Source organism: Moheibacter stercoris (genome assembly GCF_040545805.1).
Lineage (GTDB): Bacteria > Bacteroidota > Bacteroidia > Flavobacteriales > Weeksellaceae > Moheibacter > Moheibacter stercoris.
Genome location: NZ_JBEPMO010000003.1, coordinates 38,668 through 62,154, shown reverse-complemented (window position 1 = coordinate 62,154; position 23,487 = coordinate 38,668). Strand labels below are relative to the sequence as shown.

General features: G+C 35.1%; 19 protein-coding genes and 1 tRNA gene. 8 read left to right on the top strand and 12 right to left on the bottom strand.

All coding sequences use genetic code 11. The features are described 5' to 3' along the window. Window positions 1-28 precede the first annotated feature (28 nt). From ABID46_RS03590 to ABID46_RS03580, 3 genes are read left to right on the top strand one after another with little or no spacing between them, the layout of a single operon-like run. Entirely contained in the window at window positions 29-874 is an 846-nt protein-coding gene (locus tag ABID46_RS03590; RefSeq protein ID WP_435529319.1) for a transketolase, read from the top strand. Between the two features lies 1 nt (window position 875). Further along, window positions 876-2,357 carry a hypothetical protein gene (locus tag ABID46_RS03585; RefSeq protein WP_354507152.1) on the top strand — a complete coding sequence of 494 codons (1,482 nt, stop codon included), beginning with the start codon at window positions 876-878 and terminating at the stop codon, window positions 2,355-2,357. Between the two features lies 1 nt (window position 2,358). Continuing rightward, window positions 2,359-3,306, top strand: a complete 948-nt coding sequence (locus tag ABID46_RS03580) for a transketolase family protein (protein ID WP_354507150.1) — start codon at window positions 2,359-2,361, stop codon at window positions 3,304-3,306. Window positions 3,307-3,991: 685 nt separating this feature from the next. Here the strand turns inward: ABID46_RS03580 and ABID46_RS03575 are convergent. From ABID46_RS03575 to ABID46_RS03560, 4 genes are read right to left on the bottom strand one after another with little or no spacing between them, the layout of a single operon-like run. Then, window positions 3,992-5,554, bottom strand: a complete 1,563-nt coding sequence (locus ABID46_RS03575; RefSeq protein WP_354507148.1) for a TrkH family potassium uptake protein — start codon at window positions 5,552-5,554, stop codon at window positions 3,992-3,994. After that, complete coding sequence (gene trkA, locus ABID46_RS03570) at window positions 5,551-6,912, bottom strand: Trk system potassium transporter TrkA (protein ID WP_354507146.1); 1,362 nt, start codon at window positions 6,910-6,912, stop codon at window positions 5,551-5,553. Before trkA ends, ABID46_RS03575 begins: the two co-directional genes overlap by 4 nt. A gap of 6 nt (window positions 6,913-6,918) precedes the next feature. Then, window positions 6,919-8,016 carry a peptide chain release factor 2 gene (gene prfB / locus ABID46_RS03565; RefSeq protein WP_354507144.1) on the bottom strand — a complete coding sequence of 366 codons (1,098 nt, stop codon included), beginning with the start codon at window positions 8,014-8,016 and terminating at the stop codon, window positions 6,919-6,921. A gap of 17 nt (window positions 8,017-8,033) precedes the next feature. Beyond that, entirely contained in the window at window positions 8,034-8,435 is a 402-nt protein-coding gene (locus ABID46_RS03560) for a DUF6146 family protein (protein WP_354507143.1), read from the bottom strand. Window positions 8,436-8,477: 42 nt separating this feature from the next. On the opposite strand from ABID46_RS03560, the gene arsC reads away from it, so the two are divergent. Genes arsC through ABID46_RS03545 form a run of 3 tightly spaced genes read left to right on the top strand, consistent with a single transcriptional unit; the run spans window position 8,478 to window position 11,306 of the window. Beyond that, a complete protein-coding gene (arsC, locus tag ABID46_RS03555) occupies window positions 8,478-8,819 on the top strand; it encodes an arsenate reductase (glutaredoxin) (RefSeq protein WP_354507141.1) in 342 nt (113 codons plus the stop codon). Window positions 8,820-8,848: 29 nt separating this feature from the next. Beyond that, window positions 8,849-11,071, top strand: coding sequence for a RelA/SpoT family protein (locus tag ABID46_RS03550; protein WP_354507139.1), 2,223 nt, complete (start codon window positions 8,849-8,851; stop codon window positions 11,069-11,071). Window positions 11,072-11,081: 10 nt separating this feature from the next. Continuing rightward, window positions 11,082-11,306, top strand: a complete 225-nt coding sequence (locus ABID46_RS03545; protein ID WP_354507137.1) for a hypothetical protein — start codon at window positions 11,082-11,084, stop codon at window positions 11,304-11,306. On the opposite strand, the gene ABID46_RS03540 is transcribed toward ABID46_RS03545, so the two are convergent. The 4 genes from ABID46_RS03540 to ABID46_RS03525 all read right to left on the bottom strand — a co-directional run bounded on the left by ABID46_RS03540 (window position 11,303) and on the right by ABID46_RS03525 (window position 16,300). Then, window positions 11,303-11,992: a hypothetical protein gene (locus tag ABID46_RS03540; protein WP_354507135.1), complete on the bottom strand. Its 690-nt coding sequence runs from the start codon at window positions 11,990-11,992 to the stop codon at window positions 11,303-11,305. The genes ABID46_RS03545 and ABID46_RS03540 overlap by 4 nt on opposite strands. A 66-nt stretch (window positions 11,993-12,058) precedes the next feature. Then, on the bottom strand, window positions 12,059-14,047 hold the full coding sequence (gene ligA, locus ABID46_RS03535; RefSeq protein ID WP_354507133.1) for an NAD-dependent DNA ligase LigA: 1,989 nt from the start codon (window positions 14,045-14,047) through the stop codon (window positions 12,059-12,061). A gap of 85 nt (window positions 14,048-14,132) precedes the next feature. Next, window positions 14,133-15,041 carry a DMT family transporter gene (locus ABID46_RS03530; protein WP_354507131.1) on the bottom strand — a complete coding sequence of 303 codons (909 nt, stop codon included), beginning with the start codon at window positions 15,039-15,041 and terminating at the stop codon, window positions 14,133-14,135. A gap of 77 nt (window positions 15,042-15,118) precedes the next feature. After that, a complete protein-coding gene (locus ABID46_RS03525) occupies window positions 15,119-16,300 on the bottom strand; it encodes an acetyl-CoA C-acyltransferase (RefSeq protein WP_354507130.1) in 1,182 nt (393 codons plus the stop codon). Between the two features lie 260 nt (window positions 16,301-16,560). On the opposite strand from ABID46_RS03525, the gene lysA reads away from it, so the two are divergent. Both lysA and ABID46_RS03515 read left to right on the top strand, forming a co-directional pair. Next, window positions 16,561-17,772 (top strand): diaminopimelate decarboxylase, encoded by a 1,212-nt coding sequence (gene lysA, locus ABID46_RS03520; protein WP_354507128.1) that lies wholly within the window; start codon window positions 16,561-16,563, stop codon window positions 17,770-17,772. Window positions 17,773-17,839: 67 nt separating this feature from the next. Next, window positions 17,840-17,924 (top strand) — tRNA-Ser (locus ABID46_RS03515). A gap of 132 nt (window positions 17,925-18,056) precedes the next feature. Here the strand turns inward: ABID46_RS03515 and ABID46_RS03510 are convergent. The 4 genes from ABID46_RS03510 to ABID46_RS03495 form a co-directional block, all read right to left on the bottom strand. Then, the gene (locus tag ABID46_RS03510; protein ID WP_354507126.1) at window positions 18,057-21,179 is read right to left on the bottom strand and encodes an Eco57I restriction-modification methylase domain-containing protein; all 3,123 of its coding nucleotides are present in this window, start codon (window positions 21,177-21,179) and stop codon (window positions 18,057-18,059) included. A 50-nt stretch (window positions 21,180-21,229) separates the two neighbouring features. Next, window positions 21,230-22,297 carry a rep family protein gene (locus tag ABID46_RS03505; RefSeq protein ID WP_354507124.1) on the bottom strand — a complete coding sequence of 356 codons (1,068 nt, stop codon included), beginning with the start codon at window positions 22,295-22,297 and terminating at the stop codon, window positions 21,230-21,232. A gap of 12 nt (window positions 22,298-22,309) precedes the next feature. After that, on the bottom strand, window positions 22,310-22,597 hold the full coding sequence (locus ABID46_RS03500) for a helix-turn-helix domain-containing protein (protein ID WP_354507122.1): 288 nt from the start codon (window positions 22,595-22,597) through the stop codon (window positions 22,310-22,312). A gap of 71 nt (window positions 22,598-22,668) precedes the next feature. Further along, window positions 22,669-23,481: a hypothetical protein gene (locus ABID46_RS03495; protein WP_354507120.1), complete on the bottom strand. Its 813-nt coding sequence runs from the start codon at window positions 23,479-23,481 to the stop codon at window positions 22,669-22,671. Window positions 23,482-23,487: the final 6 nt, after the last annotated feature.

Sequence of the window (23,487 nt, the reverse complement as noted above, 5' to 3'; positions counted from 1 at the left end):
TACTACTTTTGCACACAAAGAAATCATCATGACGTTAGAGCAATTACAAACACACGTACAACAAACTCGTAGAGATATTGTGAGAATGGTTCATGCCGTAAACAGTGGACATCCGGGAGGATCACTTGGTTGCGCTGAATATTTCACAGCTTTATACGGAAAAGTAATGGATTATTCCACCGATTTTAACATGGACGGAATCGGAGAAGATTTATTCTTTTTATCAAACGGACATATTTCCCCAGTTTATTATAGCATCTTGGCTAGATTTGGATTCTTTCCAGTTGAGGAATTGAATACGTTTAGAAAATTGGATTCTCGTTTGCAAGGACATCCAACAACCCACGAAGGTTTGCCCGGAGTTCGAATTGCTTCTGGATCTTTGGGGCAAGGATTGTCTGTTGCAATTGGTGCAGCTTTAGCCAAAAAACTAAACAACGACGATAAATTGGTGTATTCTCTTCACGGTGATGGAGAATTGCAAGAAGGACAAATCTGGGAGGCTTTGATGTTTGCTGCTGCAAAAGGAGTAGACAACATCATTTCTACCATCGATTACAATGGTCGTCAAATTGACGGAGATACCAAAGATGTTTTGGATTTGGGTGATTTGCATGCCAAAATGGAAGCGTTTGGATGGTTGGTTTTGGAAGAAAAAGAAGGAAACAACCTAGAAAAAGTAATCGCAATTTTGGAAAAAGCAAAATCAGAAACAGGTAAAGGAAAACCAGTTATGATCATCCTTCACACCGAAATGGGAAATGGAATTGACTATATGATGGGGACGCATGCTTGGCATGGTAAAGCTCCAAATGACGAACAATTGGAAAAAGCATTGGCTCAAAATCCTGTAACTGAACTTGGAGATTATTAAGATGAAAAAAATAAACCTAATCATTACTTTCCTTTTGTTTTCATTGGTTTGGGGACAATCTAAACTTGACATGCATTATTCATTGGACTATTCTTTTTATTCCAACGATGAATCCATGAATGAGAAACCTTTTGTGAAACATTATATTCCCCAAAAGTTTTCAGAATCAGGAAAAGCTTCTTTGTTATTTTTTGAAACCTATGACTTGAGTGGTGCTCCAGGATATCTTTATTTTCAAGAAGGTAAAGCCATTGAGATTTATTCCAATAACTTGAACAATAATTTCAAAATCAAAGATCGTTTTAGCGCCTATGATTTTTACAGTGATCCAATTGATACGCTATACCATAAGGTAGAATTTGTGAAAGCAGACATTCCATCCAAAAAAATATTGGAAAGAACTTGTAATAATTATTACATTAAAACAATCAATGAAGGAGTAGAATCTGTTGATTTTATGGTTTGCGTAGAAGAATCAAGTGAAATTGACAATCTTCGTTTTCTTTTTCCTAATCAAGAAGGAACCAAAGTAAAAGGTTTGATTTTACAATTTGCTCCATTTGATTTATACGAAACTGAAGGGCTTCATTTGAAAGCGATTGAGAAAATTAATTCAAGCATTCAATTTGATTTTCAAAAGGAATATGCGGATTATGTTGCCAAAAGAGATTCATTGAGAACTGCTTTTGAAACAGAAATTGAAAAATATGATGAGGATTCATTTGTAGATCCAGTTGCTGTAGACGACTATACGTATGAATTGGAATATGCAAACCAACCTGGAGTTTGTCAATACGAAGGATTTTTTGATTTGAATTTCAGTACCGATAAGGCATTGGATATCGCTTCCAACTATTTGAATAGCTTGTGTTCCATGAGTTATTATTTGAAAGCGGGAGAAGAAGATACTTTCAAAGCTTTTGCCATTCGCGATGCGAAAACGGCAACCAAGAACTTCCGAAAGGAAGGACTTTTCACCAAAGCCGATGAGAAAATGTTCTACAATTTCATCAAAGCGGGTTTTGAGAAACTTCAAAAATCTGAATATTCAGTAGTAGAGGCTGCTGCAAAGGCAACCGAAGATGCTGCTTGGGCTGCGGAAGATTATGATTGGGCTGCAGATTTAGATGCATATCTAACGCCATATGTAAGCGAATACGCAGAAATGAAACCAGAAGGAACCGATTATGCAATTGATCAATTAGAAGAAGATTCTCCATTATGGAAAACCATGCCTACCTATTGCAAAAAAGTGGATTCCATTGTTCCAAACTTTTCTAACGCAGAATTGAAATTGCATGCTAAAAATTATGCAGGGCAAATTTGCGACATGTATTTGGGGGAATTTTCACCTGAAAATGTATGGTACAAAGGAACCTTGGATGCCATACGCGCCGAACAAAAATATTTCTCTACCATAAAAGAGAAATTAAACAACAATGACACAAAATTATTAGACGAATTTTTAAATAGTTTAGACTAAAATGATTGACGTTACATACACAGAAAAAAAAGACACCCGTAGTGGATTCGGAGACGGATTGACTGAATTGGGTAGAACCAATCCAAACGTAGTAGCTTTATGTGCTGACTTAATTGGATCTTTGAAAATGGATGATTTCAAAAAGGAAAATCCAGATCGTTTCATTCAGGTTGGAATCGCAGAAGCCAATATGATTGGGATTGCAGCTGGTTTGACCATTGGTGGGAAAATTCCATTTACGGGAACATTTGCAAACTTTTCAACTGGGCGCGTTTATGATCAAATCCGTCAATCGGTTGCCTATTCAGGGAAGAATGTGAAAATTTGTGCTTCTCACGCAGGTTTAACTTTGGGAGAAGATGGGGCAACTCACCAAATTTTAGAAGACATCGGAATGATGAAAATGTTGCCAGGAATGACGGTCATCAATCCATGTGATTACAATCAAACCAAAGCAGCTACAATAGCAATTGCTGATCACGAAGGACCAGTTTACCTTCGATTTGGTCGTCCAGCCGTTCCTGTTTTTACATCACCTGACCAAGATTTTGAAATCGGAAAAGGCATCATGATTCAAGAAGGGACAGATGTAACGCTTGTTGCAACAGGACATTTGGTGTGGGAAGCTATGTTGGCTGCCAATGAATTGGAAAAACAAGGTATTTCTGCTGAGGTAATCAATATTCACACCATCAAACCATTGGATGAAGACATCATTTTACGTTCTGTACGCAAAACAGGGAAAGTGGTTACTTGTGAAGAACACAACAAGCTTGGTGGATTAGGAGAAAGCGTTGCACATTTGTTGACAACGAAATATCCTGCTCGTCAAGAGTTTGTAGCAACAGATGATACTTTTGGAGAAAGTGGAACTCCAGCCGAATTGATGAAAAAATACGGTTTGGATGCTGATGCAATTGTTGATAAAGTAAAAAAAATCATGATGTAAATCTTTTAGAGTCTTTTCTGGAAAAGGCTTTTAGAAGTAATGAACAAAAGTTAATAACTCAAGTTAAAACACTGTGTATAAACTACATCGATTTTTTTTGGTTTCAACGTATTGAGATTGTAACTTTGACTTAATAAACGAATTCTTCTAGAGGTTCCATTGAAATTTCGAGAAGAAATTGAGAAGATCTTTTAAAGAATTTAATTTATGTTGATTGAACAATCGTTCTATCAAATAATGTTCGAAATTGGTTGTAGAATAGATTTATTTCTTTTTCCATCAATTTTGGATGAGTAATTTACCAAATGGATTTTCAATTAGGAAATTGAAGCCTAGGTTTAATCGAAAGGATAAACCCGCTAAATAATTCTTAAATAAGAAGGAAATTCCACAGAATTGAAAGGAAATGAAACGTAAATGCTCAAAATTTTCGGAACAGCCTATTTTCAACTTGAAGATGTAAGGTTAAGACGATGAAAAGAGTAAAACCTTTTCGCTATCAAATGTTTCGAAAGTGAAAACCCTGTTATACTTAGGTATAGGAGGGTTTTCTATTTTATAAAAGTTTCAAAATAAAATTGAAATCTATAGTTGTGTAGGATTTAATTTGAATTTAGTAAGCTTAATATTTATTATAATTCATTGATGGTGAATATGATGTCCGACTGAATTTTCACTGAAAATTCTAATTAGATTTCCATAAATAGGGCGTAAACAAAATAAGAATCGCAAATAACTCTAAACGTCCAAGTATCATCAGAAACGCACAAAACCATTTGGCTAAAGGTGTTAAATTGGCAACAGTTTCGGTTGGACTATAATCGCCTAATCCCAATCCTATATTCCCTAAGGATGACGCTGACAAACTCATCGCAGAAATAAATTCTTCGTATCCAGGATTTAACCCTTCATTGATTAAAGCCAAAATGATTGAACTAACAATCCAAATGAACATATACATCACAAAAAACGCAAGTATATTGTACACAATATTTTGAGTCAAGCTTTTTTTATTATAGCGAACTGGAATAATCGCATTTGGATGAATCAATCGTTTGAATTCCAAAATACTATTCTTTAATAAAATTACATGACGAATGATTTTTACGCCTCCAGAAGTTGAACCTGCCGATCCGCCCACAAATAATAAAGAGAAGAAAAGCATGGAAACAAAAGGTGTCCAAGCAGTGTAGTCAGCAGATGTAAATCCGGTTGTTGTTATGACAGAGATTACCTGAAAGAAAGAGGTTCGAAAGGATTCTTCAAATGCGTAATGTGTCCCGTTTTCATTTAATACTGCGTGTGGAATGCTTTCGTGGTGTGGATTGGCATAAAATAAAACAACGGTTCCGATGATGATGGATAAAAATGTAATAATTCCTACATACCATTTAAACTCTTCATTTTTCACCAATTTCCTCCAATCTCCTTTGATTAAATAATGATTCAAAACGAAATTCACACCCGATAAAAACATGAAAAACATGAGTATATATTGGATGGCTGGAAATTGATTCCAATAGGCTGTACTCTCATTTTTAGTTGAAAATCCACCTGAAGATAAGGTCGTCAAAGCGTGATTGATGGCATCAAATAAGCCCATTCCAGCGAGGGATAAACAGACAATTTGAGCCAAAGTTAGAATGACATAAACCACCCAAAGTCTTTTTGCAGTATCGGTAATTCTAGGATGTATTTTATCGGCCGAAATTACAGGTGCCTCCACAACAAATAGCTGCATACCACCAATTCCCAACAAAGGCAAAATTGCAATGGTTAAAACAATGATTCCCATTCCACCAATCCATTGGGTTAAACTTCGCCACATCAATAGTCCATTGGGTAAGGTCTCAACATTTTCAAAAATGCTAGATCCTGTTGTGGTATAACCCGCAATGGTTTCGTAGAATAAATTGGTTGAAGAAAAATCGTTTTCGAGTAAGGTATGGGTTGATAGATAGGGAATCGACATGAAATAGGGGAGTGATCCCGTTATAATCAAGAAAATCCATCCCGCAGCAACGATTAAATATCCATCACGTTTGGTTAGTTTCTTCTGCGAATTTTTAGTTCCAAAATAACAAACCGATCCCATGACCGCTGTGATAATACTTGACAAGAGAAGTGGTAAGAAAATATCTTCTCTATAAATCAAGGCAACAATAACTGAAACAATCATGAATAGGGCATTGATCAGCATCAACATGCCCACCAAATTCAAGATAATTTTAAAGTTGATGTTTCTCATTGAAAATATTTTCCAATTTTGGAAATGGCAGAAGGTTGAACAAAGACAACAACACGGTCTCCACTATAAATACGAAATTCACTTGTTGGAATGAAACCTTGGTTATTTCGAACAATTCCTCCAACAATAGATTCTTTGGGGAATTTTATTTCTTTCAAAGTTCGATTGGCAATTGGTGAATTTTCATCTACCTTGAATTCCATCACTTCCGCATCAACATCAGATAGTCCTGTGATATCCAATACATCTCCTTGACGAATGTATCTAAAAATACTATCAGCAGCCAATAATTTCTTATTGATAAATGCGCTGATTCCAACTTCTTGACTCAAATGGATGTAGTCCATATTTTCCACCAAGGCAATGGTTTTTTTGACACCTTTTGATTTGGCTACCAAGCAAGACATGATGTTGGTTTCAGAACTTCCCGTAACAGCAATAAATGCATCGGAATTGCTAATTCCTTCTTCTTCTAAAAGATCTCCATCACGTCCGTCTCCATTGATAACCAAAATGTTATTCAATTCATCGGCTAGGTCAAATGCTTTGTTTCGATCGCGCTCAATCAATTTTACATTGTGATTGCTTTCTTTTAACAGCATAACCGTTTTCTTACCGATACTTCCTCCACCTAAAACAATCACGTTTTTATAAAATTCCTGTTTTTTTCCTAGAATCGTATAAATAGCAGCGGTTGCATGTTTGAGTGCAATGAAATAAACTTGATCATTCAATTGATAAACCGTATCGCCACGTGGAATGATGGTTTCATGGACGCCTCTCTCATTGTTTCGAATGATGGCAATGGGCATGAAATTGGGAACTTGCTTCGATACATCAATTACTTCACGAACTTGTTTGCCAAGGATTCTACAATCTTTGTCCAACATGGTTCCGAACAATTTCAATTCGCCATTGGCAAAGGTATGCGTCATGTTGAAAGCAGATTGTTCTACCAACTGATGAATTTCAACTGCAGCCAATTGTTCTGGACTAATCAAAACATCAATCCCAATTCGTTGAACAGGAACGGCATTTTCACGTCTTAAAAACTCGGGATTGGTAATACGTGCAATGGTTCGTTTGGCGCCCATTTTTTTGGCAATCAATGCACTTGTTAAGTTGGTGTTTTGAAGCTGCGTAACGGTGATGAAAATATCAGCTTCGTCTGCTTTGATGGCTCTAAGCGCATCGAAAGAGGTAATATCTCCACGATGCACCAATACGTCCAAATTACTTTCAATGTTGTGTAATTTTTCTTTATCAGTATCAATTACCGTAACATCTTGCATCTCTTTGGAAAGCCATTTTGCCAAATGAAATCCAACTTCTCCCGCACCACCGATTACGATTTTCATAGCTTATCAGTCTTCTTGTTTTTGTCCCATCAACATTAAGAAAGATTTTAGAAATTCATCTAAATCTCCATTCATTACAGACTGAACATCACTTGTTTCGTATCCTGTGCGAACATCTTTTACCAATTGATATGGGTGCATCACATAATTTCGGATTTGTGAACCCCATTCAATTTTCATTTTATTGGCTTCGATTTCGCTTCTTGCGGCCATTCGTTTTTCCAATTCAATTTTGTACAATTCGGACTTCAACATCTGCATGGCGCGTTCACGGTTACCTAATTGTGAGCGTTCGATTTGACAAACCACGACAATACCAGTAGGCTTATGCGTTAATTGAACTTTGGTTTCAACCTTGTTGACATTTTGTCCACCCGCTCCACCTGAACGAGAAGTTTGCAATTCAACATCACTTGGATTGACTTCAATTTCGATGGTGTCATCCACCAACGGATACACATAAACCGACACGAAACTTGTATGGCGTTTGGCGTTGCTATCAAAAGGTGAAATTCTCACCAAACGATGAACACCATTTTCTCCTTTTAAATATCCGAATGCGAATTCACCTTCAATTTCCAAAGTAACCGTTTTGACTCCTGCAACATCTCCCGCTTGAAAGTTCAATTCACGAACTTTATATCCGCTTTTTTCAGCCCACATTAAATACATACGCATTAGCATTCCTGCCCAGTCGCATGATTCGGTTCCTCCAGCTCCAGCGGTAATTTGTAAAACTGCACTTAAATTATCTCCTTCTTCAGAAAGCATATTTTTGAATTCAATATCTTCCAAAAGTTTCAAGGCGATTTCATATTGAGCTTGCGTATCTTCATCAGAAGCTTCACCTTCTTTGTTGAATTCCACCAAAACTTCTAAGTCGTTGAAGGCATTTTTGATTTCGTAGTAATCTTCTACCCATTTCTTTTTGGAACGCAAAGTTTTCATGAAAACTTCTGCTTCTTTTGGGTTGTCCCAAAAATCTGGTGATGCGGTACGTTCTTCTTCGTTCGCTATTTCGATTTCTTTATTTTCGATTTCTAAGTAGGTGTGTAAGTCGTTGATTCGCTGACTTAAATCCTTTAATAGGTCGTTATTAAACATAAGGGCAAAGATATAATTTATCTGCCAAAGTCTAAATTAACTTTGTATTTCCAATTGATGAATTGGAAGTAATTGTAGAGTTTGTATTCCAATTTTAACCCATAATTTTCTGTCGGATTGTAATCAATTCGCATCGAATAAAAATTGGGATCAAATCGAAAAGGTTGAGAAACTCTTGAATTCCATTCGCTTACGTAGAAAATATTTTTGTTTTTATAGTATTCTTCCGAATAAAAATTCATCGGTTTTGCAATGGACATCAAGTACATATTGTATTCCGTATCTAGAACGATAATGTCATATTCTTCTTCCTCATTTTTCTCAAAACTTAAGGTGTCGGTTGCTGATTTTATGGGCGCTTGGGTAGCGCAACTCGATAAAATCAACAAAATCGTAATTATGTAAGCAAATGGTTTCAAAGTTTGTTTTCTTTGTATAAATTTAAGCAAAATCCCAATTAGATGATTCAAATTTATCATAATTCTCGTTGTAGTAAGAGTCGTGAAGGACTTCAAATTTTGGAAGAATCTGGAAAAGATTTCGAAGTGATTGAGTATATGAAGGACAAAGTTTCAGTGGATGAATTGAAAAACTTAATAGAAAAATTGAAGACTCAACCGATTGATTTGGTGCGTAAAAACGAAACCATTTGGAAAGAAAATTTCAAAGGAAAAGAATTGAGCGACCAAGAAATTTTGGAAGCAATGGCGGAATTTCCTAATTTGATTGAACGTCCAATCGTGATTCATAACGGAAAAGCTGTCATTGGAAGACCGCCAAGTCTGATTAATGACATATTGTAGATTTTATCCATTTTGACTAACTTTAACCTATGGCAGAAGAAAAGATTTTAGATCCGATAGAGAAGGAAAACCAGGAGATTTCGCGTCGATACAAAGACATGCTTCAGCATACATATCAGACGCTGACAAAAGACGATAAGAAATTAATTCGTAAGGCATTTGATTTGGCTGTTGATGCGCACAAAGATCAACGCCGCAAAACAGGTGAACCCTATATATTTCATCCGATTGAAGTAGCCAAAATTGTGGCGGATGAAATTGGTTTGGGTGCAACGAGTATTGCTGCAGCTTTGATGCATGATGTGGTGGAAGATACCGATTATACCTTGGAAGATATCAAGGAAATTTTTGGGGAGAAAATTGCGCGTATCATTGATGGTTTGACGAAAATTTCCGTTTTAAACAAACAAGATGTTTCCATTCAATCGGAAAATTATAAAAAATTGCTTCTGACGCTTTCTGAAGATGTTCGGGTGATTTTGATCAAAATTGCCGATCGACTTCACAATATGCGTACGCTGGAATCGATGAATGAAGACAAGCAGTTGAAAATTGCGTCTGAAACGATTTTCATTTATGCGCCTTTGGCTCACCGAATGGGCTTGTACAACATCAAATCGGAATTGGAAGATTTGAGTTTGAAATATACAAAGCCCGAAGAGTATTACAGCATCGAGCGTAAGTTGCAAGAAAGTGACAAAGAACGTGAGCAATACATTGCAGATTTTAAGAAAATCATTCAAGAAAAATTAGAAGAGGAAGGTTTGGAATTTGACATCAAAGGACGTTCAAAATCGGTTTTTTCCATTCATCGGAAAATGCAGACGCAGCATGTTTCATTTGAAGAGGTCTATGATAAGTTTGCCATCCGAATCATTTATCGAGCCGATAAAAAGAACGAGAAATTCATTGCTTGGAAGATATATTCGGTTGTGACGGATATTTTCAGACCCAATCCTAAACGATTACGTGACTGGATTTCCCAACCCAAATCTACAGGTTATGAGTCGCTACACATCACCGTAATGGGACCGATGGCGCGTTGGGTAGAAGTTCAAATCCGTTCTGAGCGAATGGATGAATTGGCAGAAAGGGGAGTTGCTGCTCACTATAAATACAAGGAGAATTATCAAGTTGAAGATTCCAAAGTGGACGAATGGATTTCTCAAGTTCGAGAAATGTTGGAAAATAACGAAACCCAAGATGCATCAGAATTCATTGATAATTTCAAGTTCAATTTGTACGCGAAAGAAATCTATGTTTTTACACCAAAAGGAGATTTGTTTTCATTGCCAAAAGGTGCAACTTCTTTGGATTTTGCTTATGCGATTCACTCCAACATTGGCGATACTTGTTTGGGAGCAAAAGTCAATGGGAAATTATATCCGTTGAGCCATGAATTGCAGAGTGGAGATCAAATTGAAATCATCACATCTCCCAATCAAAAACCCAAACCTGATTGGTTGGAATTTGCGACCACAAGTAAAGCGCGTTCCAAAATTAAAGCTTCCTTGAATGCTGCTCGTAGAGCGACTTCTGAAGAAGGAAAAGAGATTTTGATTCGTAAACTTCGTCATTTGAAGGTTGATTTTAGTGAATCGGTTGTCAATGATTTGGTGAATTTCTTCAAAACCAAAACCAGTCAAGATGTCTTTTATAAAGTTGCAACGGGTGAAATCGACAACAAAAGTTTGCGAAAATTTGTGGAAAGACGTTCTGGAATTACAGGATTTATCAATCGATTTAGACCCAAAGCCAAAACTCCTACTGTTACAGAAGAGGTTCCAAAACAGAAATTGGATTCCTTGGTTTTTGGTCCAGATGAAGAAAAATTGGATTACGATTTGGCTTCTTGTTGCAACCCAATTGCGGGCGATAAAGTATTTGGTTTTGTGACCGTCGCAAAAGGAATTCGTGTCCACAAGAAAGATTGTCCCAATGCAGTTTCCTTACAAGCCAATCAAGCCTACAGAATCATTCGTGCCAAATGGATTGATTCTTCGGCACAGTTGTATCGTGCAATTTTGAACATTCAAGGATTGGATAGAATTGGTTTGATCAATGATATTACCAAAATTATTTCTTCCAATTTACACGTTCACATTCGAAGTATTAACATTTCGGAAGAAGATGGAATGTTTGATGGTAAGATTTCAGTTTCGGTTAAAAACAAATCCCAATTGGAAAAAATTCTAGAAGAATTGAAACAAATTGAGGGAATTCAAAAAGTTAGTCGGACATTTGCAAACTAATTAGAAAGAGATGAAAAAGACATTCATATATTATGCAGTAGCTTTCGTAATCGCGGTTACTATTGGATTTTTTACGAGCGAAAACCAATTTTATGGATTCATTGTAGCGATGATTTTGTTCGCAGTGTTTTCAGCGGTAATGTCTATTTTCTTTGGTTTATTCGGAGCCAATCCAATGGATAAATCTCCTTATGAAAAAAGAAAAAAGGTCGTTGACGAGAATTCTAAGGCCTAATTTATTTTAGTCCATATTTCGTAAATAAGCTCACCCTTTGAACTTAGTCCGCTATGATGCCATTTTCCATTTTGAATTTCTCCCTCAAATTCTAATGATGTTCCAACTCGTGCATTATCTCGAGAAAAAAAATGGATTTTTTCGGTATAAACATCTTTTTTGAAAAAATATAAACCACCACCTGTACCCGAAAAACTCTTTTGGGATGGGTCGATTGCAAACCATTGAAAATATCCATCTACCAATAATTTGATGGTTTTTCGTTCACCTGTTTGATGAATTTCATGCATTTCACCATTTTGTTTCCTTGCAGTAATTTTCCAGGCGCCATCTAATTCTTGAGAAATAGGCGTTTGTTTGATCCATTTATTTCCGAGTTCATCCATGAAATAATTTTCATGCCATTGAATTGGATAGGAGATATAGTCTCCAACAGTTTCCGGATTTTTATCGTTGAATTCTAACGTAATGGTCAAAGAATTTCCTGTTATTATGAAAGGACCTCCTTTGGATTGAATGTATTCAGATTCGGTATATTCAGTTAGGGATGAATATCCATCCACAAATAGCCAAAGTTTTTTGACTCCCTCTTTTTCTAGTAAATATGCTCCTTGTAAATCCGTTTTATTTTGAGCAAATAATCCTAATGAAATCAAGAATAACGTAAAGAAAACAAGTTTTTTCATATTTCCAGTTTTTACGAATTTACGGAAAAACTAAGGCAACACGTATTTTAAGATTTCAGAAAATGATTAAATCATGGCTAAAAACTCATCTTCTGTCAAGATTTGAACCGTTCCCAAAGCTTGTGCTTTTGCCAATTTACTTCCAGCTTTTTCGCCAGCGATCAAATAATTCAAATTCTTGCTGACACCTGAAACATTTTTTCCGCCATTCTGTTCGACCAAGGCTTGGGCTTCGTCTCGAGTGAATTTTGTTAAAGATCCTGTGAATAAAAAGGTTTTTCCTTCCAAAACATTGGAAGTGGGTTTGGAATCTTCGCCCAATTCCATTTGCAATCCAGCTTCCTTCAAACGTTGGATTAAAATTTGATTTTTCTCTTTCGCGAAGAATTCTTGAATGCTGATGGCGATTTTTTCTCCAATGTCTTCGGTGGAAGCCAAATCCTCCAAAGAGGCTTGCATCAAATTATCCATCGAATGAAAACGTTTGGCTAATTTTTTGGCAACGGTTTCGCCTACGTGACGAATTCCAATTGCATACAAAACTTTTTCAAAAGGAATTTTTTTGGATTCTTCAATTGCATCGATGATATTTTGTGCTGATTTTTCGGCCATTCGGTCCAAAGGCAACAACATAAATTTCTGTAATTTGTAGAAATCGGCAACATCTTTTACCAATTGATTGTCGTACAATAAAACCGCCGTTTCACCACCTATGCTAGCCATATCCATCGCTTTTCGGGAAACAAAATGTTCCATTCGGCCAATGATTTGTGGTTTGCATCCGTCTTCATTGGGACAATAATGTTGGGCTTCGCCTGGATTTCGAACCAATTCAGTTCCGCATTCGGGACAATTTTGGATGAATTCAATTTTTTCAGAATCAGGTTGACGTACATCGAAATTGACTTCAACAATTTTCGGAATGATTTCGCCACCTTTCTCAACGTAAACCCTATCGCCAATTCGAACATCCAATTTGTTGATGATGTCTTCGTTGTGAAGCGATGCACGTTTTACAATCGTTCCCGCTAAGGAAACAGGTTTCAAATTCGCAACAGGCGTTACGGCTCCGGTTCGTCCGACTTGGTAGGAAATACTCAATAATTCGGTTTCGACTTTTTCTGCTTTGAATTTATAGGCCATTGCCCAGCGTGGGGATTTCGCTGTAAATCCCAATTCTTGCTGTTGCGCAAAGGAATTTACTTTGACAACAATTCCGTCGATTTCAAAGGGTAAGTTTTTGCGTTCTTTGTCCCAATGATCGATGAAAGCCAAAACTTCGTCCAAACTTTGGCATAATTTCGAAGTAGGAGGAACTTTGAATCCGTACGAATTCGCAGCTTGAAGCATTTCCCATTGTGAATTAAAAGGCAATTGATTGCCGACAATCGTATATAAATAACAATCCAAACGACGTTTGTAAACTTCGGCGCTGTCTTGTAATTTCAAACTTCCACTTGCGGTATTTCTTGGGTTGGCATACAATTCCAATCCTTGTTTTTCACGTTCAGAATTGATTCGGTTGAATTCTTTGTGGGGCAAAATGATTTCGCCTCGTACATAAAATTTCGAAGGATAATTTCCTTTCAATTTCAATGGAATGGATCCGATTGTACGAATGTTCGCCGTTACTTCGTCTCCTTGAAATCCATCTCCACGTGTAACCGCTTGTTTCAAATCTCCGTTTTCGTATTGAATCGAAATGGATGCGCCATCGTATTTTAATTCGCAGACAAATTCGACTTTTTCCTCCAAGGATTTTTCAATTCGTTTTTCCCAATCTTGTAAATCTTCGATTGAATAGGAATTATCCAATGAATACATTCGGTATTCGTGTACAATTGTTGGGAAATTTTTGGAAACGCCACCACCAACTCTTTGCGTAGGTGAGTTTGGATCAAAAAATTCAGGATGTTGCTTTTCCAAATCATTCAATTCTTTCAACAAAACATCGAAATCATAATCAGAAATAGAAGGTTGATCTAGAATGTAATAATTGTAATTATGTTGATTGATTTCTTCGCGTAAAGCTTGAATTTTTTCCTGAATGTTCATCTAAAATTGGATTTAGACAAAGATAAAATTTTGAAATGGAATACATCATTCGAAGTTTTTGAAAAAAGAATTTCTATTGATGAAATTAAGTCGATTTGGAATTGAATTTTTTTCGCAAAAATTTAGGCAGTTTCTGATCGGAAAGAATGTTGAGAATAACACCCATTAGAATTAGCAACACACCCCAAATCAATTGGTTGGTGACTATTTCTTGAAATAATAAAACACTTATTAAAACGGCAACAACAGGTTCAAAAGCCCCCATTATGGCTGTAGGAGTAGAGCCGATGAGTTTGATTGCATAAACAAGAGCAGTGGTAGATATTACCGATGTGATCAAGGCAAATAATACAAAATGAAGAAAAATATCTGCCTCGGGTAAACTCAAGCTTTCTTGTTTGAAAAAGAGTTTGATCAAATAATAGATAGAAGTAAAAAGCATCGAGAAACAAGTAAGTTTCCAACCCGAAACTTTAATTTTTGATTTGTTAACCGTAATGATGTAAAGTGCATAAAATAAGGCGCTTCCCAAGGTAACAGCTAATCCGAAAAATTCAATCGTGAAAGAAGAATCTTTCACGCTTAGTAAAAATATTCCTGAAAACGTTATTAGTAAAGATAATAAAGTTCTCTTTTTGATTTTTTCTTTGAAGAATAAAATTAGGATGATGGCAACGATTACCGGATAGACAAAAAGGATGGTAGAGGCTATACCAGGTGTTAAATAATCATATCCCAAAAAAAGTAAATCGGATGAAAGTCCGTAAAACAATCCCAAAAATGCCATTGTAAAAAATTCTTGACCATTGAGTTTCAGGCTTTCCTTTTTGATCAAAACAATGGCTAGTACAAATATACCAGCGATAAGAAATCGATAAAACAAAGTAAGGTCCATCGAGAAATTAATTTGTTTCATCGGTAATATGAAAAGCGGTATCAAGCCATAGGATGCTGCAGAAATGACAGCAAGTGAATATCCTTTTAATTTTTCCATGAGTAATTTTTGGGTAAGAAAAAGCCATCTGATGAGATTCAAAAGATGGCTTTGATATTGGTAATCTCTAGAAGATTTTATTGTAAATTTTCAATGATGATTGCCGAAGCACCACCACCACCGTTACAGATTCCAGCTCCTCCGATTTTTGCATTGTTTTGATTCAATACATTGATCAAAGTAACGATGATTCTAGATCCTGAACTTCCAAGTGGATGTCCTAAAGAAACTGCTCCTCCATTTACGTTAACTTTCGCAGGATCCAATCCTAAGATTTGTGTGTTTACCAATCCTACTACCGAGAAAGCTTCGTTGAATTCCCAGAAATCAACATCTGAAGCATTCAATCCTGCTTTAGCCAAAGCTACTGGGACTGCTTTTGCAGGTGCAGTTGTGAATAATTCTGGTTCGTGCGCTGCATCTCCATAAGAAACGATTTTTGCCAATGGTTTGATACCCAATTCGTCTGCTTTTTCGCGAGACATTAAGATCAAAGCAGAAGCTCCGTCATTTAAAGTTGAAGCGTTGGCAGCGGTTACGGTTCCTTCTCTTTCGAAAGCTGGACGTAATTCAGGGAATTTCGCAAAGTTTGCCGATTTGTATTCTTCGTCCTCACTCATCAAAATAGGGTCACCTTTTCTTTGAGGGATTTCAACCGGAACGATTTCGTTTGCAAATTTTCCTGCTTCCCAAGCATTTTTAGAACGTGTGTAGGATTCGATCGCGAAAGCATCTTGTTGCTCACGAGTGATGTTGTATTTCACAGCTGTTGAATCAGCAGCGAATCCCATTACTTTTTTATCGTAGGCATCTTGTAAACCATCGTTTACAATACCGTCGATCAATTGTGTATTCCCAAATTTATTTCCTGAACGAGTGTTTAAGCTATAGAAAGGAGTTTGAGACATACTCTCCATACCACCAGCAACCACGATATCGGCATCACCACATTTGATGGCTTGAGCAGCAAACATCACAGCTTTCATTCCTGAAGCACATACTTTGTTTACGGTTGTACAAGGAACAGTGTTGGGTAAACCTGCAGCCAAAGCAGCTTGACGAGCTGGAGCTTGTCCTTCCCCTGCTTGCAATACGTTCCCCATAAATACTTCTTGAACCAAAGATGGATCTAAATTGATTTTATTTAAAGCTCCTTTGATGGCAGTTGCTCCCAATTGAACAGCTGGAACAGAGGATAATCCGCCTAAGAAGGATCCCATTGGGGTTCTTACCGCAGATACGATGACAACTTCTTTCATTTATTGGTATTTTATTTTGTTTGACTTTTAAGAGAGCGCAATTTACGGAAAAAAATGTTTATAGGCATTAGTTGATAGAGGGTAGAAGTTGGAGGCTTGGAATTGGGGGTTGTAGGATGGGAGCTTTTTAGCAAAAAGTACACTAAGAAGAATTGTATCGCAAAAGTCGCAAAGATTGCGCAAAGGTTTCTTTTATCTTTTCTCTATTGTCTAATTTCTTATTATGTATTTTTGTCGCTCAATTTTAAATATTTACAACAATGAATTTTGACAGAGAAAGACTTTTAGGTCTTACCGAAACGTACGGTACTCCGTTGTACGTGTACGATGCCGAAGTGATGAACCGCCAATACAATCGTATGGTCAAGGCATTTTCCTCTGTCAAGAAGTTGAAGCTGAATTATGCGTGTAAGGCGAACACGAACTTGAATATTTTGAAGTATTTCAAAAGTTTGGGTGCGGGATTGGATACGGTTTCGATCCAAGAAGTGATGATTGGGATCAAAGCAGGTTTTGAACCCGATGAAATTATTTATACGCCAAATGGTGTTTCTTTTGAGGAAATTGAAATGGCTGCGAATTTGGGCGTGAAAATTAACATCGATAATATTTCTGTTTTGGAACATTTCGGGCACGAGTATCCGGATTATCCGGTTTGTGTACGCATCAATCCGCATATTATGGCGGGAGGGAATTCCAATATTTCGGTGGGACACATTGATTCGAAATTTGGGATCTCAATTCATCAGATGCCTTTGGTAAAGCGATTGGTAGAAAACACAGGATTGAAAATTAATGGAATCCATATGCATACGGGTTCTGATATTTTGGATATTGATGTGTTTTTGCAAGGTGCTGAAATTTTGTTTGAAGTTGCCAAGGATTACCACTTTTTGGAGTATTTGGATTTTGGAAGTGGATTTAAAGTTCCGTACAAACCGGATGGTGATGAAACGGATATCGAATATTTGGGTGAGAAATTGGGCGCAAGATTCAATGAATTTGAAGCGAAATATGGAAAGGAATTGACCTTGATGTTTGAACCTGGGAAGTATTTGGTGAGCGAGTCGGGGTATTTTTTGGCTTCGGTGAATGTGGTGAAACAAACGACTTCTACAGTGTTTGCTGGAATTGATAGCGGATTTAACCATTTGATCCGTCCGATGTTCTATGGTGCACATCACGAAATCCATAATTTGTCCAATCCAGAAGGAAGATTTCGCTATTATACAGTTGTCGGATATATTTGTGAAACGGATACGTTTGGAGCGAATCGTAAAATCAATGAGATCAAAGAAGGGGATGTTTTATGCTTTCAAAATGCGGGAGCTTATTGTTACTCAATGGCTTCCAATTATAACTCTCGATTCAAGCCAGCAGAGGTTTTGCTATTGGATGGGAAGGACTATCTGATACGTAAAAGAGAGGATTTGGAAGATATTTTAAAAAATGTGGTAGAAATTTCGATTTAGGTTTGGAAGTATGAAAATTTAATCTTTATATTTGCACCCACAAAACGGAACAGCCCGCTGTTCCAAAGGAGAGATGGCAGAGTGGTCGAATGCGGCGGTCTTGAAAACCGTTGAGGGTCACACCTCCGGGGGTTCGAATCCCTCTCTCTCCGCAAGATAAAAACCCTAATTATTGAAATTCAATAGTTTAGGGTTTTTTATTTTTTGTATTTGTACGATTAATGTACGGTTGTAATTCTTTTAGGTGTTATATTGGTTTTGGTTGGTTAGTTTGATATTCGGTTTTAACTGTTCTCAATGATTTCTATTTCTTCATCAGTTAAACCATATAATTGATACACCATTTTGTCTATTTCTTTGTCGGTAGTATCTATCTGATTTTTGATAGCTAACACTTTTTTAGCTTCTGTTGTGAAATAGTCTTCCCATTCGGCTTCCTCTGATAAGGAAAGCTTGATTTTCTTCTTTGCTAATTCTTTTATAAACTCTGCATACGATAATAAATACCATTCTTGAAGTTTCTTAGGTAAGTCTTCTAACTCAAATTTGCGTTGAATAGTACGTTGAAATCTTTGCGATTGTTCTTGAAGCTGATTATTGTACTTAATTAAATATTCTGATAGTTTTTCAAATTCAAATTTATTATTAGGGATTTTAATAGGAATGGTTTCAACATACGGTCTTCTAAAATCTAAATAACCTCCTTGCAGTGATGATGCAATAGTTTTTAAATAAAAGTAAGTAAGTTTAGAATTTAATATAGGTAAAATATATTTTTCATCGGTAGAAATGAAAAAGTTATTATCTGAAAGAGAATATTCTCCTAATGAATCATAATAAAAATTACAAGTATTGTTAATTCTAGGATATATTATTTTAGGTTTAAATAAGAATTCTGAGTTTTTGCTACCGTATCTACTTAAACACCACCAATTAAAACGCCCTTCTTTAACTTCTGGTCTATTACATAGCAACAACTTGTTTTCTAATAAATATTCTTTGATGTTTTCATCAAATTCCAAATCATATTCCCAAGGAATAAACAATAGATACAAATCTTCAAAAGTTAATAAGTTTCTTTTTACTTCTTTTCCAGTAACTATTTTTCTTATAAAATTTTTGTTTTTCTCGTTTCTTAACCTTTCTGCTGTTACTTTATTTATAATAAACACTTCATTTTTACCCGTCGATACACCTCTAAATATTTTATCATCAACTAGCTCTTTTAAACTTATTGAATCTTTTTTTAGTTTTACAATTATTTGGCTACTTCTTTCATCTTGAAATTGCCAACTATTTTCGTTTAAGGATTTATAACTTACAGATATTGATTTTTGACATAATAAGTCAAGAGGATTATTTGAAGTTTCTTTCTTACTAATTTCAGAATAGACAAAATAATCTTTATCATAGTTTGCTTTTTTGTTTAGCACATATATTATTGGGTAAGTTGTAGCATCTTCAAATACAGGGTAATCATTAAAATCATATAGTAACTCAATGTTTGACTCTTCTTTTATGAGCCTTCTTATTTCTTTACCGTAACTTGCTTTTATAAATTTATTTGGAAGAATAAATGAGAAAATTCCTTGAATGTTTATTAATAATATTCCTTTTTCAATAAAATAAGTATATAAATCAGCTATACTATTGTAGCATTTATAGTTTTTTTCCAAATAAGGCTTAATATCCTTAAATAATTCTTGTCTAACATAAGGCGGATTTCCAATCACCACATCAAAACCACCTTTGGCAAATACGTGAGGGAATTCATTTTGCCAATTAAAGGCTTTTTCACCTGCGATTTCGGTGTCATCTATCAAAGAGTTGCCACATTTGATATTGTGGCTTAAATCGTTTAATTTTCGGTTTGGTTGGGCTGTTCTTAACCACAATGAAAGCTTAGCAATCTCAACGCTTTCTTCGTTGAGGTCAACACCGTATAAATTGTTTTCTAAAATACTGTTTTCTATATCAGTCAAAACCATTGCATCGCCAAAAAGTTTGGCTTGTAGTTCGTCTATGTATCTATGTTCAGAGATTAAAAATTCTAATGCTTGGTTGAGAAACGCACCACTTCCACAAGCTGGGTCACAAATCGTAATTTGCAAAAGCCAATTGCGGTAATTGGTAAGTTTTTCTAATAAAGGTTGTTTAGTTGCTTTTGTTCGTTTCCTGTCTGTGAAATATTCTTCTTCATTTATTTTTAGTTCTTCTTTCTTTTCAGTACAAAGTTTACCAACAGTATTGTCAACTATGTATTTGGTAATGTATTTAGGTGTGTAGAAAATGCCATCTTTTTTTCGTTTTGTTTTGGATTTTTCTATTTGTTTGCCCTCTAATTGGGCTGTAATTTCGTCTAACTCGTTTAATGAATTTTCAAAAATATGTCCTAATATGTTTACATCGACTTCCGTTTGGAAATCATAATTAGAAAGTTTTTTGGTGTGTTTGTATAGTAGTTCATCATCTATAACAACATTGTCTAATACCTCATCAGGTTTGAATAAACCACCATTGTAAGCGAATACATCATATCGTTTTCCCTTATATCCAGTGTTGAGATAGCCAAAGTATTTTTTGAAGCGTTCGTATAGTGGAATTTCTACATCACGTTCTTGTAAATCTTTCCAATCACTTAAAATTAACCGAACTGAATTTGGCGGTAATAATTGGCGGTCTTCTGCAAAGAATAAGAATAAAAATCTATCTATAAGCTTTTGAGATTTTTTGAACAATATCAATTTATCAAATTCCGCATTGTTGTTTACTAAATCTTGATACAATTCAGATTTGAAATTTGAATAGTCTTTGTATAAATCTTTGGTTATGTCTTTCTCTTTAGTTAGAGATTGCTCTTTTATTTTTTTTGGCGTGTCGTTGGCTATGTTTTCATAAGCTAAACACAAATAGAGTAGTTCAAATTCTTTCTCATTAAGTTCAAATAAATTAAACTCTAAAAACTCGGTTGCATTGTCAATATAGAAACGCAACTTTTCGAAATTGGAAGTGATAACATAAACGCAATCGGGTTGATTGTTTTTGTAGCCAAATGCTTGATTTTCGATTTTGTTTAAATCGGTAGTATTCGTTCCTTTAAGTTCGATTACTGCTTTTACTTTTTCTTTGATTACAATCGCACCATCTGTTTTTTTACTGTCTTTTACGTTCTTGTATTCAGTTGTTAAATTAAAGTTTGGTGTAGGGTTCTTTGTGTAGCCTAATACGTTTACAAATAAATCAATCAAAAACTCTCCTTGATATTGTTCTTCTTTACTGTTGCGTATGTTTTCTTGAATGGTTGTATTGAGAAAATGATTTTTAAATACATTCCATTGCGTTTCTATTTTGGATTTATCTTGACTTTGTAAATGTTTTGTAATAACAGAATTCTGAAATAATGACATAGACAGTAGAGTTAATTTTGAGCCAAGATAATAAAATTGTTAAAGGCTTTTTATTCTAACTCTAAATCTATATTGAATTCTAATAAATGATTCCAATTATCAGGAAGTTTAAAATTACATGTTGAATTATTATTATCATCTTCCCAATCTCCAATTGAGGGGTTGTATTTAAGTATCTCGTAGTTTCTTAATACTATTTCATGTGTTGTTTTTGGTTTAAAATTAGCATTAAATCCAAATCTTTCAAATAGGCGCAATCCATTCATTGAAACCAAAATATTATGTAAGGCATTTGCATAAATCACAGCTGGGATTTGTTCTAAATGAGATTCATTTTCTTTTGGTACAGTTATTATTTTAGACCCATATTTGATAACCTCAACTAAGCATTTTTCGTTGTCATAAATCTTTTGTTTGTCTTGCGCCTTTTTACTAGCCCAAAATCCCTTTTTGTTGCTGTATACCAACCATTCATCAACCAAAATATCTGCGGTTTCCTTGTCAGGTACGATTAAGTGAAAGTGAGGGTTATATGTTTTGTTTATAGGATTGAAATTGCATTCTAAAGAACGGATTCCCATTAATTTTTTTCCTTTACCTCTTTGACTGCGTTTTTTATTTTTGGCAATAATTCTATTTAATCCTACCAAAATATTTCGCATCATTAATGGAAGTTTGTTCTTTGAGACACTTTTTATTGTTAATGTTACGAAATGTGGTTCTTCCCATTGATTTATAATTGGCAAATATTTATTGATTAATTCTGCTTTTCTATTTCCGCTACAAACTGTGCAAATACGATTTTTGCAATATTTTCCATATAACCTTTTAGCGTCTGTTACAGGTTTGTCAAGGCAATAATAAGTGTTCCAATATTTTTTTACACTTTCTTTGTCTTTCTTTTTTATGGCTACATCTATTAGACTTAGTATTAATTTTTGAGTGACTATTTTCTTTTTGATTCTTGCTTTTATAGTTTTCTCACACTTGAAATCTGCGCCTTTTCCATTTACTATTATAGGTGCAAGTGATGAGGATTGGCTATTGGTTGTCCCACTTTGTACTAATGTATGTACAATCCCTCCACAAAGAGGGAAAGAATTGCTTTCTGCACTCATTTTGAAAGTGTGTTAATTCCTATTTCGTATAGGAGTTAAACATTGTAGCAATTCTGCTTTTTTGTAATATCTACGATTGACTATTCCGTAGGCTGTAACCTTGCCTTTTTTTGTCCAATGCCAAAGGGTTGAGCTGTCAATTTTTAAAAATTCGCAAGTTTGCTCACGGGTTAATAACTCGTCAGCATTGTGCGTTTGAAAATCTTTTTTAAACTCGATTAATTGGCTTTTTACACCCTCTTTTATTAATTCTTCTAATGTTGCAGGTGTTAGGTTTTGAATGATTATTGAATCGGTCATCTTTACAATTGTTTTTATTAGATTGTAAAGATTTGACGGGGATTGAATCCTAAAAGATATTGGTTTGTACCTTATTGGGTACGTTTTGAATCATTAAGTGAATTTAAAAGTTTAGCGTTGGAGTAAATACTAAGGCGTTTGCCTGTTCTAGAGTGATTTGATGTTTTTCCTATTGAGATTTGATATGTGTCTGAAATCCATTCGAGAAAAGATTTTTGACTAACTGTATTAAATATAAAACCATCTTTTTTCATTTCCTCATATATGAATTTTACATCAGTCCTACTACTTTCAGTAATTTGAAAATTTTCAAACAAAGTTTGCCACATTTCAAGAGCATTTCCTTTGAAAATGTTATTGTGTAATTCCTTGGTTTGTATTGGTAGATTATTGTTAATTTCTGTTGAGCTTTCAAGTAAAAATTTTTCAACTTCAAAAAGAGATTCTAGGTCACCTAGCTTGTAACATAAATCTATTTTATTAAGAAAGCAAACCGAAGGAAGTGTTTCCCTTATAATATCACTTGTTTTAATTACTGTTAATATTGATGGAAAGTTATTTGTCAATCCAATTGTATTTCTATCTGATATGAAAATTTGTCCATTAATCTCTCGACAAAAGTGTTTGAATGTTAAATAGGTATTTTCATCTATATTTATTTCAATAATATTTTTCTTATGGAAATCTAAGAGTATTTTAAAATCTGAATCCTTAAGGCTTTTGAAAATTTCTAAGTATATATCTTTTATTTCCATTTCAAACTCCTTTAGAAATATTTCCTTAAGATATACTGACTTAAAATTACTTTCAATTTTGCTTAATGCAAAAGGGGGGGTGAGTTCCCTACTAAGTATTTTGTCGATTATTTTTTTGGCACTTCCCATATTTGA